Annotated in this window: 16 protein-coding genes; 4 read left to right on the forward strand and 12 right to left on the reverse strand. The window is 42.7% G+C overall.

The genetic code is table 11. The features are described 5' to 3' along the window. Positions 1-11: 11 nt before the first annotated feature. Positions 12-578, forward strand: a complete 567-nt coding sequence (locus tag KFV02_RS03320; protein ID WP_252380112.1) for a nucleoside deaminase — start codon at positions 12-14, stop codon at positions 576-578. On the opposite strand, the gene KFV02_RS03325 is transcribed toward KFV02_RS03320, so the two are convergent. Beyond that, positions 566-964, reverse strand: a complete 399-nt coding sequence (locus KFV02_RS03325) for a transposase (RefSeq protein ID WP_252380113.1) — start codon at positions 962-964, stop codon at positions 566-568. The two genes, KFV02_RS03320 and KFV02_RS03325, sit on opposite strands and share 13 nt — an antisense overlap. Before the next feature lie 238 nt (positions 965-1,202). On the opposite strand from KFV02_RS03325, the gene KFV02_RS03330 reads away from it, so the two are divergent. Continuing rightward, positions 1,203-1,397, forward strand: coding sequence for a transposase family protein (locus tag KFV02_RS03330; protein ID WP_252380114.1), 195 nt, complete (start codon positions 1,203-1,205; stop codon positions 1,395-1,397). Positions 1,398-1,452: 55 nt separating this feature from the next. Here KFV02_RS03330 and KFV02_RS03335 read toward each other — a convergent pair whose 3' ends face one another. Continuing rightward, the gene (locus KFV02_RS03335; RefSeq protein WP_252380115.1) at positions 1,453-3,270 is read right to left on the reverse strand and encodes an IS1634 family transposase; all 1,818 of its coding nucleotides are present in this window, start codon (positions 3,268-3,270) and stop codon (positions 1,453-1,455) included. 137 nt (positions 3,271-3,407) lie between these two features. Here KFV02_RS03335 and KFV02_RS03340 point away from each other — a divergent pair, with 137 nt between their 5' ends. Continuing rightward, entirely contained in the window at positions 3,408-4,379 is a 972-nt protein-coding gene (locus KFV02_RS03340; RefSeq protein WP_289510058.1) for an ISAs1 family transposase, read from the forward strand. Between the two features lie 149 nt (positions 4,380-4,528). Here KFV02_RS03340 and KFV02_RS03345 read toward each other — a convergent pair whose 3' ends face one another. Further along, entirely contained in the window at positions 4,529-5,131 is a 603-nt protein-coding gene (locus tag KFV02_RS03345; protein ID WP_252380117.1) for a diheme cytochrome c, read from the reverse strand. Between the two features lie 473 nt (positions 5,132-5,604). On the opposite strand from KFV02_RS03345, the gene KFV02_RS03350 reads away from it, so the two are divergent. Then, positions 5,605-6,036: a DUF4143 domain-containing protein gene (locus KFV02_RS03350; protein WP_434800280.1), complete on the forward strand. Its 432-nt coding sequence runs from the start codon at positions 5,605-5,607 to the stop codon at positions 6,034-6,036. Positions 6,037-6,159: 123 nt separating this feature from the next. Here KFV02_RS03350 and leuB read toward each other — a convergent pair whose 3' ends face one another. From leuB to KFV02_RS03395, 9 genes are all read right to left on the reverse strand, one after another. Continuing rightward, positions 6,160-7,233, reverse strand: a complete 1,074-nt coding sequence (gene leuB, locus KFV02_RS03355) for a 3-isopropylmalate dehydrogenase (protein WP_252380119.1) — start codon at positions 7,231-7,233, stop codon at positions 6,160-6,162. 255 nt (positions 7,234-7,488) lie between these two features. Next, a complete protein-coding gene (locus KFV02_RS03360; RefSeq protein ID WP_252380120.1) occupies positions 7,489-7,983 on the reverse strand; it encodes a 3-isopropylmalate dehydratase small subunit in 495 nt (164 codons plus the stop codon). A 128-nt stretch (positions 7,984-8,111) separates the two neighbouring features. Continuing rightward, positions 8,112-9,371 carry a 3-isopropylmalate dehydratase large subunit gene (gene leuC, locus KFV02_RS03365; RefSeq protein WP_252380121.1) on the reverse strand — a complete coding sequence of 420 codons (1,260 nt, stop codon included), beginning with the start codon at positions 9,369-9,371 and terminating at the stop codon, positions 8,112-8,114. 94 nt (positions 9,372-9,465) lie between these two features. Further along, positions 9,466-11,004: a 2-isopropylmalate synthase gene (locus KFV02_RS03370; RefSeq protein ID WP_252380122.1), complete on the reverse strand. Its 1,539-nt coding sequence runs from the start codon at positions 11,002-11,004 to the stop codon at positions 9,466-9,468. A gap of 164 nt (positions 11,005-11,168) precedes the next feature. Beyond that, complete coding sequence (gene pssA / locus KFV02_RS03375; RefSeq protein WP_252380123.1) at positions 11,169-11,933, reverse strand: CDP-diacylglycerol--serine O-phosphatidyltransferase; 765 nt, start codon at positions 11,931-11,933, stop codon at positions 11,169-11,171. 35 nt (positions 11,934-11,968) lie between these two features. After that, positions 11,969-12,613 carry a phosphatidylserine decarboxylase family protein gene (locus KFV02_RS03380; RefSeq protein WP_252380124.1) on the reverse strand — a complete coding sequence of 215 codons (645 nt, stop codon included), beginning with the start codon at positions 12,611-12,613 and terminating at the stop codon, positions 11,969-11,971. 328 nt (positions 12,614-12,941) lie between these two features. Beyond that, positions 12,942-14,207 carry a CgeB family protein gene (locus tag KFV02_RS03385; RefSeq protein ID WP_252380125.1) on the reverse strand — a complete coding sequence of 422 codons (1,266 nt, stop codon included), beginning with the start codon at positions 14,205-14,207 and terminating at the stop codon, positions 12,942-12,944. After that, the gene (gene ybeY / locus KFV02_RS03390) at positions 14,191-14,619 is read right to left on the reverse strand and encodes an rRNA maturation RNase YbeY (RefSeq protein ID WP_252380126.1); all 429 of its coding nucleotides are present in this window, start codon (positions 14,617-14,619) and stop codon (positions 14,191-14,193) included. Before ybeY ends, KFV02_RS03385 begins: the two co-directional genes overlap by 17 nt. Positions 14,620-14,631: 12 nt before the next feature. Beyond that, the gene (locus tag KFV02_RS03395) at positions 14,632-15,627 is read right to left on the reverse strand and encodes a PhoH family protein (protein ID WP_252380127.1); all 996 of its coding nucleotides are present in this window, start codon (positions 15,625-15,627) and stop codon (positions 14,632-14,634) included. Between the last annotated feature and the right edge of the window lie 1,059 nt (positions 15,628-16,686).

Here is a 16,686-nt window from a genome sequence, read left to right on the forward strand (position 1 = left end):
TATCATAAAATATGGACACACTGCCCATTATCCAAATTGATTATCCGGACTGGCTAAAAAAATCAGTCCGGCTAAACCAGAATATTAACTCTGATGAAGAAAAAATGCACCTGGCCCTTTCCCTGGCCAAAGCCAATGTAGAAAACAATACAGGGGGTCCTTTTGGCGCTGCTATTTTTGAAATGAATAGTGGCAAGTTAGTCTCAGTAGGTATCAACCTCGTCACCTGGTCCAATTTGAGTGTACTCCACGCCGAAATCGTGGCCTTTCTCATGGCCCAAAAAAGAGTAGGTAGCTACTCATTAGGCGATGCTGGTGATTATGAACTCTTTTCATCCAGTGAACCGTGCGCCATGTGCCTCGGGGCCACGTTGTGGTCTGGGGTCAAGCGGATTGTTTTCGGGGCTTCAGGCAAAGCTGCAAGGGCCATTGGCTTTGATGAAGGGCCTGTTTTTGATAAATCCTGGCAGTATTTAAAAAATGCAGGGATTATAGTTGAAGAGGGGCTACTCGCAAAGGAAGCAGAGGAAATCCTGAAGCTTTATAAAGATAAGGGTGGTATTATTTATAATGGATGACTGTGCCTGCTCACCATCTTCTCTATCGCCTTCTCCATCTCAGCCACCTTTTTCTTAAACCCCGTCCTTGTTCCACTCCATTCCTTGGAAGCATTGCTTGGTAATTTACAGCCGTCAATGGCAAACATATCCCTGCCGATTAATCCCTGCTCATCACAGACTAAAAGCACTACCAGAAAAAGCTGGACGATCTCTTTGTCCATGCTGGAAATAAAGTTGGCAATAGTCGTGAAATGGGGCCGGGTATCAGCGGATAAGACCATAAAAATGATATTCTCCTTACAGGCTCTGGCTATCTTGCAGCTGGAAACAATACCTCGTGAATAAGCGCAGAGGATGATTTTCAGTAATACCTTGGGGGTCGTAGGCAGGAGCACCGGTATCATCGGTTTTGAACCGGTCGTTAAATATGGAAAGTCGAATTCGTGGTCAATCCAGGGCTATCTCATCTAAATAAGTCTTGCTTAATTTTTCAGGTAGGATAGTTAAGGCTAGGGAGACATTTTTTTATTTTACCAACTATTTCAGTTGGTTATAGGTTTATTCTTTTATTTAAACGCGAATTTTTTGCTTTTTTTCTGTTTAAAAATCTTTTATACTCTCCTAAAAACTTTAGGAGGGCTTATGATTAATGACATTATCCATATTTTGGAGAAAGTGCCGGATCCAAGGGTAGATAGAACCAAGTTACATCTATTAAGTGATATTCTTTTCATTGCAATTTGCGCTATCATTGCCAATGCTGATTCTTACTATGATATGCAACTTTTTGGTGAAACGCATATTCAATGGTTTAACCCAAGTTTCCAGTGTTGTTGAGTAAATAATCTAATATTTCAATGTGTTAACCAAAAAAGGACTAATTTTACGGGCACTACTTTTGCGATGTAATTATTTTCCGTTTCCTCACAGACTCGCTGGTGATATGCATGGCTGAATAGATTTCCTGCTGTTTGAACGTAGGTGTTGTGCAATGCCGGATATGTATCACCTTACCAGCTTCTGTCGGCAAGCTTGTAGTCATGATCCGATGGGTGGATAACCATGACCTGATAGTCTTCCAGCGATGAAAAAGACCTGTTTCGTTTAGACGGTAGCGGATATAATGCAGGAGATGATAGGCCAAAACAGTGATGAAAAGATGGCCTTCAATACGTTCTGGCTTCTGATGAAAATTGGGGCGTAGGCCAAGCTCGTCCTTCAGACAGCGAAAGGCGTCTTCTACCACTGTGAGCATGATATAGATTGACCAGATTTGTTCATCAGCTAAGTCTGTCCGGTCAGTGCGCAGAAAATAGCTGCCATTATAGGGTTTGCCCAGTCGCTCTTTATCAAATTCCCAGATGATGTCCACGGCATTTTGTCCATCGGCTGTGACCTGAATGTCAAAGCCTGGAGAAACCCGGCTGTATTGCTGTCGCAGACGGCCAATCTTTTCCAAGACCTTGTCATATCTCTTGAGCCGTCTTTTGATGCCAAGGCCTTCACGGAGATATGATAATTCTTTTTCCATCTTCTCCCTGGCTTTGTTGACCATGGCATTTTCTTTCTTGGATTTGGCCTCGCTCAGACAGTGAAGAAAAAGTTCATCACCTTGATGGAAACTGTGGACTTTTATGCCCTCTTTGATTTCAACGAACTCTGGTGTTGGGAGCTCATGGGGCTTTGACCGTGAGACTACAATGTAGGAGAATCCTTCCGACTTGAGGTTGGCTAGGTTATCCTCTGTAGCAATGCCGGCATCAATGACTACGGTGGGCTTTTCAAGTGGCAAAGGCGGATGTTGTCCCTGGGCCTGTTTATGGACTTCATTGACCATATCCAGTAATGTCTTTGACTCGCTGACATTGCCTTCGAAGATACGGCTTGTCTTGAGAAAGCCCTGTTCATCCAAGACAATGCCCAGGGTAACCAAAGGACGGTCATTGCGTTTTTCTTTGGACTTGCCCCGCTTGGCCTTTTGGTAGAAGGGCACATTACCTTCAAAGTAAGTATTGGTCAGATCATAAAGAATAATGGATTCACCTAGTCCCAGAAGTTGTTTGCTGTATTCTCTTATAAATTGTTCAATCTGCTCTTTGTGCTCAAACAGGATGTCTGAGGTGTTATAGAGAGCATGTTTTGATATCCTGGAGAAGTCAGTACCCAGGATATCGTCCAAGCCACTTTCTTCTTCGGCAAATCGTTTGAGTTCCCATTCGCTGCTGGGGTGGATGAGACGGCCGACAATGAGTAATGTAGCCAACTCCATAGTTGTTTTGTTAAATCCAAGTTCTTTGAAAAGCTTAAAAAAACCAAGTTGAACCATGGCCTGCACCCCGACATGCTCAGGCCCCACAGACTTTCCTTCTGTAGAACTAATGGCATTGACGTCAACCATATGGAAATCAGCTTCATTTTCTGTGAATTCGTTCTTTTCTGCCATTTTTTTGGAGATGAGCAACTTTGCATAGTGTTGAGCCAGGGCTTCAATATGATCGTCCAAATGTAGAATGCGCTTTTGTCCGTTGAGTAGCTCTTCAATTCGTTTTGCTAGTTGTTTCCAATACTTTTTATCCAGGTCGAATGGATCAAGGGAAAGCAGAATATGTTGCCGTGGTCCCTTTTCAGTGCGGACCGACTCAACCAACTCATGGGTATAGTATATTTTACTGGATGTTTTGTTCTTTTTTGCTTTAGCACGGATAAACATGTAGTCATGCTAGCACATTTCACCTCGATTGCAAGCACTAATTTTATTTTATGGGCACTACATTGTCCCTTTGAAAAATTCTAAGTCAATAAAATCAACAGGTTATTGAATCAAAAAACCCAAAATTTGGCCAAAATTTGCTAAATTTTGGCGCTTCCGTGGAAACTTGGGTTAAGAAATATTTGAAGTTACCTAATGGTATTCCATCAAAGCATACTTTTCACCGGGTACTGACAATGATTAAGCCTGAGACTATGGTTGAATGTTTAAGAGAAATTGTAGGAGTGATTTCTCCTGAGGGTAAAGTTAATCATATAGCGTTAGATGGCAAGACTATCAGAAGGTCATATGATAAAGGAGCAAACAAGAAGTCTATTCATGTGATTAGTGCCTGGGCATCAGAGAACGGATTGGTTTTAGGTCAACTCAAGGTAGATGATAAATCTAATGAGATTACAGCGATTCCTGAATTACTGGATACTCTTGATATTAAGAAAACCACAGTTAGTATCGACGCTATGGGATGTCAAAAAGAAATAGCCAAGAAGATAAAAGAAAATGGTGGAGATTACTTTTTGGCAGTAAAAGCAAATCAGAATACGCTTTATGAAGATATTCGAGCCTTCTTTGAAGGCTTATCAGAAGAAGAGTGTGAAAGTTATCAGGAGATAACAAGCGGTCATGGTCGGGTAGAAACGCGTAAAGGTATAGTCTGGCAAGATGTGGACTGGCTTCCACAAAGGGAAGAGTGGCCAGAGCTTAAGTCAATTATCATGATAGAAAACATCAGAGAAACAGGCAATAAACGAACCATAGAAAAAAGGTATTATATCTGTAGTCGAGCATGTTGTGCATCCGAGGCCGTGCAAATTAGCCGTAATCATTGGGGTATAGAAAATTCCTTGCACTGGGTGTTAGATGTAACCTTTGGAGAAGATAGTAGTCGCATTCGGAAAGGTCATGGTCCAGAAAATATGTCAGTTCTAAGACGGATAGCTATTAACCTCTGTAAACAGGATAAAAAATCAAAACATAGTATCAAAGCCAGAAGGAAAAAGGCTGCCTGGGATATAAATTATCTTGCAAAGGTTATTTTTAATAAATTTTAGGTGTACTAGTCAAAACAAAATCTGACAGTGGTTATCCTTTCTGGCAGTTGTAAGATTTAGTTAAGGTTGTCAGATTTTGTTTTGACTAGTACACTTGAAAAAACCGCCGCCGTGCTTGGGGTCAGCTGAATACGATTGTTATGTGTGCCTTATCGGGGTATCTTTACATTATCATCGTCATAAATACCTCTTTCGGCCGTTGTATGACATGCAATACAGTTTGATAATGAACCAATGGATTCACGTTCAAAAACTTCAGGGTTTAGCTCATGATGCTCTTCTATGATATAAGGGATATCGGTAATCCTCATATAAACATGATTTCCTAATCTTCGCATAATTTTAACAGCAAGTCCTGACGAAGAGTTTTCTGCACTATTCGATTTTAGATAATCAGAAATAATTTCTTTTGAATCAGGATCAATTTCTACTACCTCTCCGAAATGATCATCTAATTGATTAAGGATCTTCATCCAAGAGGCGGAAGGCAACAGCTCTGGTTGATAAGGGAAATGACACCCACTACACTCTGCTTCATAGGTTGGATTGTTCACAGATTTTAAATAACTTTCATCATGATCATCACGGTCATCATCACCGTGGTGATAGTCATCATCATGGTCGTCATCGTAAATTTTCTGGTACCATCTTTTATCTTCCTTATGGTCGTCATCGTCTGCAATGACAACAGAAGATGGAAGCAGCAACAGAAAAAGAAAACCGATTAAAATCATAGTTTTTGATGCCTTCATGACAACTCCCTTCTGTTTTCATTTGTCTTATTAGTCGTTACCACATAACTTATTTTATATATTATTTCTAACCTCACCTTTTAAACAAAACAAACCATATTTCCACCTCAAAATCAAGAGAAGAGCTCTTTTTTCAAATTTACTAAGAAGTTAAGCATTTCAATACAATATACACAACAAACAACATTCTGCGCCCTGCAAATCTTCCTCGCTTGTAAAAAATTTTTCATTTAATTTGTCAAATTGAGCCTAGATGATTGAGCACTTACCCAATACTGTCTATATAAAATTTAAATATTAATTCTTATATTACCAAATAAGATAAAAAATAATAATTTTATCAAATATTATTTTGAAAGACGCTACTGCTAAAACTAACATATCAACTTTTTTACAAAAACATGTTCTCATAACTACTTGAAATAACTCAAAACTGCCTACAAAAACGGAATTTTTACAGGCGCATCTTTCAAATTGGGAAAGAAGTATCTTTGTCTGAACTTGGCACCAGGATTGGCCTGGCCCAACAGACAGTGGAGCGCTATCTTGATTTGCTGGAAAAGTGTTTTGTGATTAAAAAGGTTACAGGGTTTGCCCGTAACTTGCGTAAAGAAGTTTCAAAGACAGCAAGATATTATTTTCTGGATAATGGCATTTTAAATGCCGTAATCAATAATTTTAATCCTCTATCTTTGCGCAACGATGTTGGTGAGTTATGGGAAAATTTTATTTTTGTGGAAAGGTTGAAAAGGCAATCATATTTGCAAACCCACATACCAGGCATTATTTCTGGCGTACTTATGACCGGCAGGAAATCGATCTGGAGGAGGAAGTTGACGGCAAGTTGGCTGGTTATGAAATTAAATGAGTTCCCAGACGAAAAAAAGCTCAGAAGCTCTGGATAAATACTTATCCTGAAGCTTCTTTTGAACAAATTTCAAAGGATAATTTTCTGGAGTTCATAGTTTAAGATGCGCCTGCAAAAACTCCGCTTCGCTGTTTTTGCAGGCGCATGGCAGACACATGCATTAAATTTCTTTACACACCAAATCACCCATCTCAGAACAACTCACAAGTTGTTTGCCTTGTTCCAGCAAATCTCCGGTTCTGTAGCCTTTAGCCAGGACATTTTGCACTGCCTGCTCAATGGCCTGGGCTTCTTCTTTCAGGTTAAAAGAATAATCAAGCATCATGGCCACTGAAAGGATAGTGGCTAAAGGATTAGCCTTGTTTTGGCCGGCTATATCCGGGGCTGAGCCGTGAATAGGCTCGTAAAGGGCCGGGCTTTTCTCGCCCATGGAGGCCGATGGCAACATACCTAAAGAACCGGTAATTACTGCTGCTTCATCAGAGAGAATATCTCCAAACAAATTAGAGGTTACTACTACATCAAACTGGGCTGGATCGCGCACCAATTGCATGGCGGCATTATCCACGTACAAATGATTAAGCGTAACATCCGGATATTCTTTACTGACTTCTTCGACTACTTCTCTCCATAACTGAGACACGTCCAGGACATTTGCCTTGTCCACAGAAGTGACGAGATTTCTTCTTTTACGCGCCAGTTCAAAAGCCAGGCGTGCAATTCTTCTTATTTCGTCCTCATCATAAATCATGGTATTAAAGGCCACACGCTTTCCATCGCGAACTTCTTCGCCTTTGGGCTGGCCAAAATAGATCCCGCCGGTAAGTTCCCTTACCACCAAAAGGTCTATTCCCTTATCAACAATATCCGGGCGTAAAAGAGAAGCATTTTTGAGTTCAGAAAATAACTTTGCCGGCCGCAAATTAGCAAACAGGCCCAGTTCTTTTCTGATACCTAAAAGTCCCCTTTCTGGACGCCTGTCTTTGTCTATATTATCCCATTTTGGTCCGCCAACAGCCCCCAAGAGTACAGCATCGCTTTCTTTACAAATCTCTACTGTCTCCTCAGGCAAAGGAAAACCGGTTTTATCTATGGCCTCTCCACCAATTAATGCTTGTTTTAAGACAAACTCATGACCAAACTTTTGGCCAATAGCTTTCAAAACCTTGACCGCCTGCTCGACTATTTCCGGCCCGATGCCATCTCCTGGGAGCAAGCAAATATTAAACTCCATCTTTATTCTCCTCCTTTAGGCTGCTCTTAAGTACCTTTTCAATAACCAGTGGCCATTTCATCTCTCACCCGCTCCCGTTGGTCGCTAGAGGCACGGAGTCACAGAGAATGCAGGCCAAGCCAGGCCTGTATCAAAAACAGCTACCTGAGCAAAGCTCAGGGAAAACTCCGTGTCTCTGTGCCTCTAGTAAGCGAAGCAAACGGGCGAGAAAAAATTTACCCATTGCACCATGCATTGCCACAACTTCTTGAGAAGTTACGCACTTAATCTGTCCCGAACATAATTGATCAGCCCGCCTTTTTGTAAAATCTCTTGCATAAACTCCGGAATAGGGGCTGTTTTAATGGTTTGGCCCGTTGTCTTGTTTTCGATCACTCCCTTGACCGCATCAATTTGCAGCTCATCGCCTTCCTTTATTTCCTCGATCTTGTCTCCGATTTCCAATAAAACCAGACCCATATTAAATCCATTACGATAAAAAATACGGGCAAAACTATGGGCAATGACCACGTTAATTCCAGCACCTAAAATAGCTATGGGCGCATGCTCCCTGGATGAACCACAACCAAAATTCTTGCCGGCAACAATAACATCACCAGGTTGCACTCGCTTGATCCAGCCTTCCTCAAGCCCCTCAAAACAATTTTTACCCAACTCTTCAGGATCAGTAGTGACCAGGAATCTGGCCGGAATAATGGCGTCTGTGTCAATATGATCGCCTACTTTATGGACTCTGCCTGTATATTGCACATTTTCCTCCCGTTTTTTTAATGTTCAATGTTCAAAGTTCAATGTTCAAAGTTAAAAATTGAAGATTTAATATGTTGTTACCTGTTGCTCTATAAAATAATTCAACATTCATCATTCAACATTCAACATTAAATTTCCCTCGGATGAGTAATTTTTCCAGTTATGGCTGTTGCAGCTGCGACCATGGGACTGCCCAGATAAACTTCGCTATCTAAGCTTCCCATGCGGCCTTTAAAATTGCGGTTGGTGGTTGCCAGACATTTTTCTCCGGCAGCTAAAATACCCATGTGTCCGCCCAAGCAGGGACCGCAGGTTGGAGGACCAATTATGGCCTCAGCCTCAGCAAAAATTTCCAACAAACCTTCTTCCAAGGCCTGACGATAAATAGCTGGTGTTGCCGGGAGCACAATAAAGCGAACATTCTTGGCCACTTTATGGCCTTTTAAAATTCTGGCTGCATCTCTTAAATCTGAAATCCGGCCATTGGTACATGAACCAAGCACAACCTGATCCACGACAACATCCTTTAACTCCTCAACCGGCCGTACATTTTCCGGCAGATGTGGACATGCAACCTGTGGAGACATCCCTGTAACATCAATATCTACCCTGCGCACATATTCAGCACCAGGATCAGGAAAAATCTGTTCGTCACCATCTCGCCCGTGCTCTTTTGCATAGGCAAGGGTTTTTGAGTCGGCAGGAAATAATCCGACTTTTCCCCCGGCTTCAATGGCCATATTGGCCATGGTCATCCGACCCTCAATATCCATATTTTCCACTACTTCGCCGGTAAACTCCAGGGCCTTATACAGGGCACCATCAACCCCGATTTGACCAATAAGATAAAGAATAAGGTCTTTGGCACCGACATATTCATCTAATTCACCAAAGATATTAACCAGAATGCTTTCCGGCACTTTAAACCAGGTCTCGCCCAAGGCCATGGCCCCGGCAATGTCCGTGCTACCAAGACCCGTTGCAAAGGCTCCCAGGCCACCATAAGTGCACGTATGGCTGTCAGCGCCCACTACTATATCGCCCGGTCCGACCAGGCCCAGTTCAGGCAAAAGCGCGTGCTCAACCCCAACATTTCCCCCCTCATAATAATGGGTGATATTCAACCTTCTGGCAAATTCGCGCACTTTTTTAACCTGCTCAGCAGACTCAATATCTTTATTAGGAGTAAAATGATCACAGACCAGGGCGATCTTGTCCCGATCAAAAACTTTATCCGCACCCATTTTAGCCAAAGATTCTATGGCCAGGGGAGCTGTAATATCATTGGCCAAAACCAGGGAAACTTTACACTGGACAATCTGCCCAGGTTCTTTGACTTCTTCTGCGCAATTTCTTTGCAATAACTTTTGGGCTAAGGTTTGCTCCATTTATTTCTTCCTCCTGTTTTGGTTTAGTAGTTAAGTAGTTGAGTAGTTGAGTGGTTAGGTTAACCCTATTTTTTAATTCAACATTCAACATTCATCATTCAACATTAACCCGCTTCTCCCTTTCCTTCTTAGCCAACCGGTTCAAGGCATTGATATAGGCCTTGGCACTGGCAACAATGATGTCAGCATCAGCCGCTCTTCCAACAGCAGTGACCCCGTTTTCCTCCAGTCTGACTGTAACCTCACCCTGGGCATCAGTTCCGCCGGTAATGGCATTAACAGAATAACGCAAAAGTTTAGGATTGCGTTCTGTTAATCTGCAAATGGTATTAAATACTGCATCAATGGGTCCCACACCAAAGGTTGCTTCCTGTTTCTCTTCGCCATCAACCTTCATCTTCAGGGCAGCACTGGGCGAAGCCTTGTCATCGGAAATGGCAGTGCAGTATAAATAAATCAATTCGTATTTATCCGGGATACGGAAAATCTCTTCCAGAACAACTGCTTCCACGTCTTCATCATAAACCTGTTTCTTTTTATCGGCCAGACGCTTGACTGCTGCAAAAACTTGATTGATCTGCTCTTCCTCCAGAGTATAACCCAATTCATCCAGCTTCTGCTTGAGCGCATGTCTGCCCGAATGCTTACCAATGACCAAATCACTGGAAGTTTTTCCTATACTTTCCGGAGTCATGATTTCGTATGTCTGGCGATGCTTTAACACTCCATCCTGATGAATACCTGATTCATGGGCAAAGGCATTGGCCCCGACAATAGGTTTGTATGGAGGTATGGGCTGCCCGATAATCATGGATAACAGGCGACAGGAAGGGAAAATTTGCTCAGTGACAATATTGGTATCTAAATTATAATAATCCTTGCGTACACAAAGAGCCATAATTACTTCTTCTAAGGCAGCATTACCTGCACGCTCCCCTATACCGCTTATAGTGACCTCAGCCTGTCTTGCTCCAGCCTCAATCGCGGCCAAGGTATTGGCAACAGCCAGGCCCAGATCATTGTGGCAATGAACACTGAAAATAGCCTTATCACTATCAGGAACCTTTTCCAAAAGATACTTAATCAGACGTCCGAACTCCTGGGGCTGGGCATAGCCTACAGTATCCGGAATATTGATCACCTTGGCTCCGGCTTTTATGGCCACATCCACCACCTGAACCAGAAAATCCCAGTCTGATCTGGAAGCATCTTCAGCTGAAAATTCCACGGTAGGACAAAGCGAGGAAGCAAAAGAGACTGCCTCTTTTGTCATTTCCAGGACCTGTTCCCGGGTCTTACGTAATTTGTATTCCAGGTGGATGTCAGATGTAGCAATAAAGGTGTGAATGCGTGGATCCTCAGCCTCTTTTACCGCATCCCAGGCGGTTTGAATGTCGCGTTGCACTGCCCGGGCAAGCCCTGCCACCTGACAATTTTTTACAGCCCTGGCGATATTCTGCACGGCCTCAAAATCGCCCTGGCTGGCAGCAGGAAATCCAGCCTCGATAATATCTACGCCTAACTTTTCCAATTGCCTGGCAAGACGCACCTTTTCCTGCAAATTCATGGTCGCGCCCGGGGACTGTTCTCCATCACGCAAAGTCGTATCAAAAATAAATACCTTATCTGACATTTTTACCTCCTCTCAAATTGAGTTAAGTAGGTGCACAATGCTTTGTGCCCGCACTGTACAAGTATAAGTTAATTGGGCAACTTCAACCCATCAAATCAATCTAACCAGTAAGTTTTGGCTTGAAATAAGGACTTATAAACGTCCAGTATGTGGGGGTAAATAGTTTACGAGAGCTCCTTACGGGGCTCCCGTAGCTTGGAAGAATTACGTAGGGGTAGTATTAGGAAGGTGTAAATAAGACCGGATAACAGGTAGCCTATGAAGAACAAGAAACCGAGCAACTTGGGCTCGGATGCAACCAGAACAAAGAGCATGATAATGCTCACCGTCGTTGTAAAAGGATGGGCCTTGACTACTTCCACTTCTTTAAAGGAAGCATATTTTATCCTACTAACCATGGCCAAGGCCAAAACAAAGGTCAAAATCAAGGCCACTTTAGGTAAAACAGGCTCAACCCAATTTTTCGGAATATACTCGGAAAATAAGACCAGGGTAGCTAAAGTACAGGCAGCAGCCGGGATAGGCAGACCAATAAAAAACTTTTTGGGCAACTCTTTAGCTTGAACATTAAACCTCGCCAGCCTTAAGGCGCCGCAAGCCACAAGCAGAAAACTGACTACCAACCCAATACGCCCAAATTTATGCGTCTGCCATAAATAAACCATTACTGCCGGACTAATCCCAAACGAGGACAAATCCGCCAAAGAATCGAACTGAACACCAAAATCAGAACTGGCCTTGGTAAGCCTTGCCACCTTGCCGTCCATACCATCAAAAAGACAGCTGACCAAAATGGCTATGGCACAATGCTCAAACCGCCCCTCAATGGCCCAAAGCATACCCAAAAAACCAGAAAACAGACTGGCTGTAGTCAGTAAATTGGGCAGGATATAAAATCCTTTATGTTTGGGACGAATGTCCTGATCCATACCTGTATAAGTGTTATGCGTTATATTTTTTAGTATTATGCCTTTTTTCTTGCAACTATACTTTGACCGGCAAATACTTTGTCGTTTATCTTGACTAATGGTTCATATCCATCAGGAAGATAAAGGTCAACCCTGGAACCAAACTTTATCATTCCCAGCCTCTCTCCACGATGCAAATGATCTCCATGCTCAACCCAACAGACAATGCGCCGTGCAATGAGCCCGGCAATCTGGACCACTGTCCAAAATTCTCCCTCTTTATCTTTTAACAATATGGCATTGCGCTCATTATCTTTAGAAGCTTTATCCAAAGAGGCGTTTATAAATTTACCGGGAAAATATTTTATCCCTTCTACCTGTCCGGTAACAGGGGATCTGTTAACATGCACATTAAAAACATTCATAAAGATACAAATGGCCGTCTTTTCCTGGCCAGAAAAGGGGTCTGTCATTTTTTCCACTTTCACTACTTTGCCGTCAGCCGGAGCCACAGCCAGACCGTGTTCCTGAGGAACTACCCGCTGCGGATCACGAAAAAAATTGAGTACAAACAGTGATGCGGCTAAACCTAAAATGGCCAAAAAATTCCATTCCAGCAAAGCAAAGACAATGGTAGCCAAAAATGTCCAGATGATAATTGGCAAACCTTCAAGACAAAATCCAATACCTGGTTTTAACATCTTATCTCCTTTTAACCTTTTAACTCAATGTTCTGAGTTGTCTAACTCTCTAGAATTTCAACACTTTTGGCGAGCGCATTTTTTGAAATGCATTATAAACGGCTTGGGTAACACATCTTGGTAAAGCTTGCGGAAAAGCCGTGCATCGGGGGCTACCTTACAAAACTATCAAAACACAACATAAATACAGAAACTATTTTGAGCAACACTTAACCCAAAAATCCCTTTATGCACAGCCCGCAAGCAAGCCTTAGATGTGTCCAAGTCTTTGTCAGCATTGAAAAAAATGTGCTCGTAAATTACCTCCGAAAGTTGAACTCTTAAGCTTTCAACGCACATACTGTTTTTGCCACTCATCCAGAAACAGGATTGCTGTTTCCAGAGGGGTAAGCTTTCCTTGTTCCTGTCGGATGAAATGGACTATATCTTTAAAATCCACATTCTTAGCCAGTCCCAGCTTATCCAAAAGCTTTTCGAGTTCTTCCTGTAAATCTTCGGGCAAATCTGTCCACCAGGGTTCAAGGTCTTGTTTAAGTCCTTCAAAGTCGAGTTGCTCATCAATATAATCAAGCAGGGTCTGCATTCGATGTACATAAGTATGTTCTTTTAGCACCCTGGCCCTGGCCTTGCCGGCAAAAAGCTGGCGCTCTTCCTCGTGTACCAGAAAATAGTCTATCTGCTCCTGCAACTGGTCCAAGTTTTTAAAGGTGACCAGTTCATCCCGGGCAAAAAGTTCTCCAAGTAAACCACGCTCATCAACCAATTGAAAAGCACCGCAAGCAGCCAGTTCAAAGGTCCTGGGATTGACAAAGTCGCCAAGGCTTACCAGCCGATCATCTTTTATGCTGGAATGCAGATTGAGATTAATTTTACTGGCATTAAAAATCTTTACAGCCTCTTCAGGGCTTATACGCTGCCCATTTCTCTGTACCAATGGGGCAAGGGCCACATCACCATCCCATTCCGTGCCCCAAATTTTAAAATCATAATGTAAAAGCTGCTTAAAAGCCTTTCGCCTGTTGGGATAACCCGCCCCTAAAAAAGATACGTCACTACCATACATTTTTTTTTCAACAGGGCTCAAATTCAGGGGACGATGAAAATCCGGCTGGGCAGCCAGCGGAAGATAGAGAGAGTTATCCACTCCAATTTTTTTCAGTTCAGAAAAAAAAGGCTCTTTTTGGATCACGGCAAAGAAGTCGTAATAAGGAGCAAAAGCCCGCCAATAGCCAAAAACTCGATAGTCCTCCACAAACCACATGGCGGTTGCCACGCCATCCCGGCGCAATTGGTTCAAAGTCTGTCTGCTTATAGGAGCTTGGGCCATCGCCAGAACCAGGTGAGGCCCGAAATTGTCCACTTTGGCCCGCACACCGTTGGAGACTACCTGTAAAAAACTATTTTCCAGATATTCCAAATCTGTGGAACGAATTCGAAGTTTCTTTAAGGCCGTAAAAGCCGAGTAAAACTCAGGCGCATCAAACACCTCAACCAGATGCCCCATATCTTTAAGAGCCTGAGCACAGTACTGGCCTATGGGCAAAGAGCCGCCATACATGGGCAGGACAACGAGGATTTTAAGTTTCTTCTTCATCTTGCCTGACATAATCAATACAGCTTTGGGTCATATCATCCATAAGCATCCCATGCTCAAAACCAGCCAAATGTAAAATCCCATGCGCAAGCAGACGCACAAGATGCTCTTGTACCTCCTGACCATATAAAAAGATTTCCCTGCTTAAGGTATCGATGCTTAAAACCAGCTGCCCCAGGAGTTGGGGGTTGTTCTCGTCTTCTGCCGGGAAACTAAGTACATTGGTTGGACCAACGCAGCCTAAAAATTTTTTATTTAGTTCTTCAATGCTGTGATCATCAACCAGTTCCACTTCTAGATGTTTTTCAGTCAGCCCCAAAAAAGACATGATTTTTTCCAGGATGGGTAAAAGTTCACGTTTGCTTATAGGCAGCGCAGGGTTTATACGGGTATTTGTTTTTAAATATATCATCTTCTCAACTTCTTAATTTCCTCCTTTCTTCTCAACTTCTTCTTCCCGGCTCTCATATCGTTCATAAGCCTTAACAATTCGTCCGACCAAATTATGACGGATGACGTCCTGTTCATCAAAATAAACAAACTTGATTCCCTTCACATTCTCTAAGACTCTCTGGGCCTGGATCAGGCCAGATTTTGTTGTCCCCGGCAAATCAATTTGGGTCACATCGCCGGTAACCACCGCCTTGGACCCGAAACCCATCCTGGTCAAAAACATCTTCATCTGCTCGGGCGTAGTATTTTGAGCCTCGTCCAAGATAATAAAGGCGTCATTTAATGTTCTTCCTCGCATAAAGGCTAGCGGTGCCACTTCAATCACGCCTGCTTCCAACATTTCCTGGACTTTCCTAAAATCAAGCATATCATGCAAAGCATCGTAAAGAGGCCTTAAATATGGAGTGACCTTTTCCAGCATATCACCGGGCAAAAAACCGAGTTTTTCCCCTGCTTCCACGGCCGGCCTGGCCAGAATCAACCTCTTGACTTTCTTCTGCATCAAAAAGGACACTGCCACCGCTACTGCCAGATAGGTCTTGCCTGTACCAGCCGGCCCAATCCCAAAGACAAGATCACTTTCCTTTATAGCCTGCAAATAGTTTCTCTGGCTTAATGTCTTGGGGGCAATAGTCTTCCTGGGCGAAACCACAAATACTTCCTGCTTAAAAATCTTCTTTAAACTGGCATTGCTATCCTTGGAGAGTATTTTAAGCCCGGCTTCAATATCCTGTGGATAAACCTTATACCCTGACTTTAAGAGGTCATAAAATTGTACCAAACAATTTTTGGCCCAGTCCAAGGAGTGCTTGTCTCTGGCCTTGAGGTAAATGCTTGTCCCCCGGCTTTCTATCAACGTATTTGTGGTCTTGTGGATTATATCCAGATTCTGTCCATATGGTCCAAATAGTTCTTGAACCAGGGCACTGTCTTTAAAGGTAATACTTGTTTCCAAAAAATTTTCCATTATTTTCCTTTATCTTAAAAATTCCTCAAATAGACTAAACTATTGTGGTTATACGTCATGGCGAGGGGAATAACTTGGCAACTTTAAACATACTTTTGCAAACATCTCAATTCATAATTTGTGATACGGAATTTTAAAAATCACAAAAAGCTTAATCAAACCCATATTCAGGTCAACTCAACCTCAAGACGAGCAACCTCCCCTAAAAGGTAATTAAATGGCTCATATAAAAATGTCAAAACAACAAGGTTGAGAAAACCCCATTTGCCAGCGGCACCTACCACGTCAAATGTGAAAGAATTACGCAATAATTGATAAAATTTTAGCATGAAAAGCTAAGCCGGGCTCAGCTCAGCTAACAGAACATAATAAGGCTCTTGTGGGAGAAAATCTGCTAGCCCAGCAGACTGAGAATCCACCCCTCGTCATTCTGAGGGAGAGAAACGACCGAAGAATCTACCAACGTAGAAAACCAGATTCTTCGCTTCGCTCAGAATGACGTAATTAGAAAACCCCATTTGCCAGCGGCACCTACCACGTCAAATGTGAAAGAATTGCGCAATAATTATGATAAAATTTTAGCATAAAAAGCTAGACTCATCTAACAGAAGATAACAAGGCTCTTGTGGGAGAAAATCTGCTAGCCCAGCAGACTGAGAATCAACACCTCGTCATTCTGAGGGAGAGAAACGACCGAAGAATCTCCAACGTAGAAAACCAGATTCTTCGCTTCGCTCAGAATGACGTAATTAGAAGAACGCATTTGCCAGCGGCACCTACCACGTCAAATGTGAAAGAATTACGCAATAATTGATAAAATTTTAACATAAAACCCTAAGCCGGGCTCAGCTCAACTAACAAAAAATAACAAAGCTCTTGTGGGAGAAAATCTGGTGGCTCAGCAGACTGAGAATCCACACCTCGTCTCGTCATTCTGAGGGAGCGAAACGACCGAAGAATCTCCAACGTAGAAAACCAGATTCTTCGCTTCGCTCAGAATGACGTAATTAGAAAACCCCATTTGCCAGCGGCACCTACCACGTCAAATGTGAAAGAATT

It is taken from the genome of Desulfovulcanus ferrireducens (assembly GCF_018704065.1).
GTDB classification, from domain to species: Bacteria; Desulfobacterota; Desulfovibrionia; order Desulfovibrionales; family Desulfonatronovibrionaceae; genus Desulfovulcanus; species Desulfovulcanus ferrireducens.

What these genes read in the sequence shown, in the direction of transcription:
- KFV02_RS03325 (WP_252380113.1), bottom strand. Translation starts at nt 964, where the DNA reads ATGATACCGGTGCTCCTGCCTACGACCCCCAAGGTATTACTGAAAATC.
- KFV02_RS03385 (WP_252380125.1), bottom strand. Translation starts at nt 14,207, where the DNA reads ATGAAGAAGAAACTTAAAATCCTCGTTGTCCTGCCCATGTATGGCGGC.
- KFV02_RS03335 (WP_252380115.1), bottom strand. Translation starts at nt 3,270, where the DNA reads ATGTTTATCCGTGCTAAAGCAAAAAAGAACAAAACATCCAGTAAAATA.
- ybeY (WP_252380126.1), bottom strand. Translation starts at nt 14,619, where the DNA reads ATGATATATTTAAAAACAAATACCCGTATAAACCCTGCGCTGCCTATA.
- KFV02_RS03370 (WP_252380122.1), bottom strand. Translation starts at nt 11,004, where the DNA reads ATGTCAGATAAGGTATTTATTTTTGATACGACTTTGCGTGATGGAGAA.
- pssA (WP_252380123.1), bottom strand. Translation starts at nt 11,933, where the DNA reads ATGGATCAGGACATTCGTCCCAAACATAAAGGATTTTATATCCTGCCC.
- KFV02_RS03395 (WP_252380127.1), bottom strand. Translation starts at nt 15,627, where the DNA reads ATGGAAAATTTTTTGGAAACAAGTATTACCTTTAAAGACAGTGCCCTG.
- KFV02_RS03330 (WP_252380114.1), top strand. Translation starts at nt 1,203, where the DNA reads ATGATTAATGACATTATCCATATTTTGGAGAAAGTGCCGGATCCAAGG.
- leuB (WP_252380119.1), bottom strand. Translation starts at nt 7,233, where the DNA reads ATGGAGTTTAATATTTGCTTGCTCCCAGGAGATGGCATCGGGCCGGAA.
- KFV02_RS03380 (WP_252380124.1), bottom strand. Translation starts at nt 12,613, where the DNA reads ATGTTAAAACCAGGTATTGGATTTTGTCTTGAAGGTTTGCCAATTATC.
- KFV02_RS03320 (WP_252380112.1), top strand. Translation starts at nt 12, where the DNA reads ATGGACACACTGCCCATTATCCAAATTGATTATCCGGACTGGCTAAAA.
- KFV02_RS03345 (WP_252380117.1), bottom strand. Translation starts at nt 5,131, where the DNA reads ATGAAGGCATCAAAAACTATGATTTTAATCGGTTTTCTTTTTCTGTTG.
- leuC (WP_252380121.1), bottom strand. Translation starts at nt 9,371, where the DNA reads ATGGAGCAAACCTTAGCCCAAAAGTTATTGCAAAGAAATTGCGCAGAA.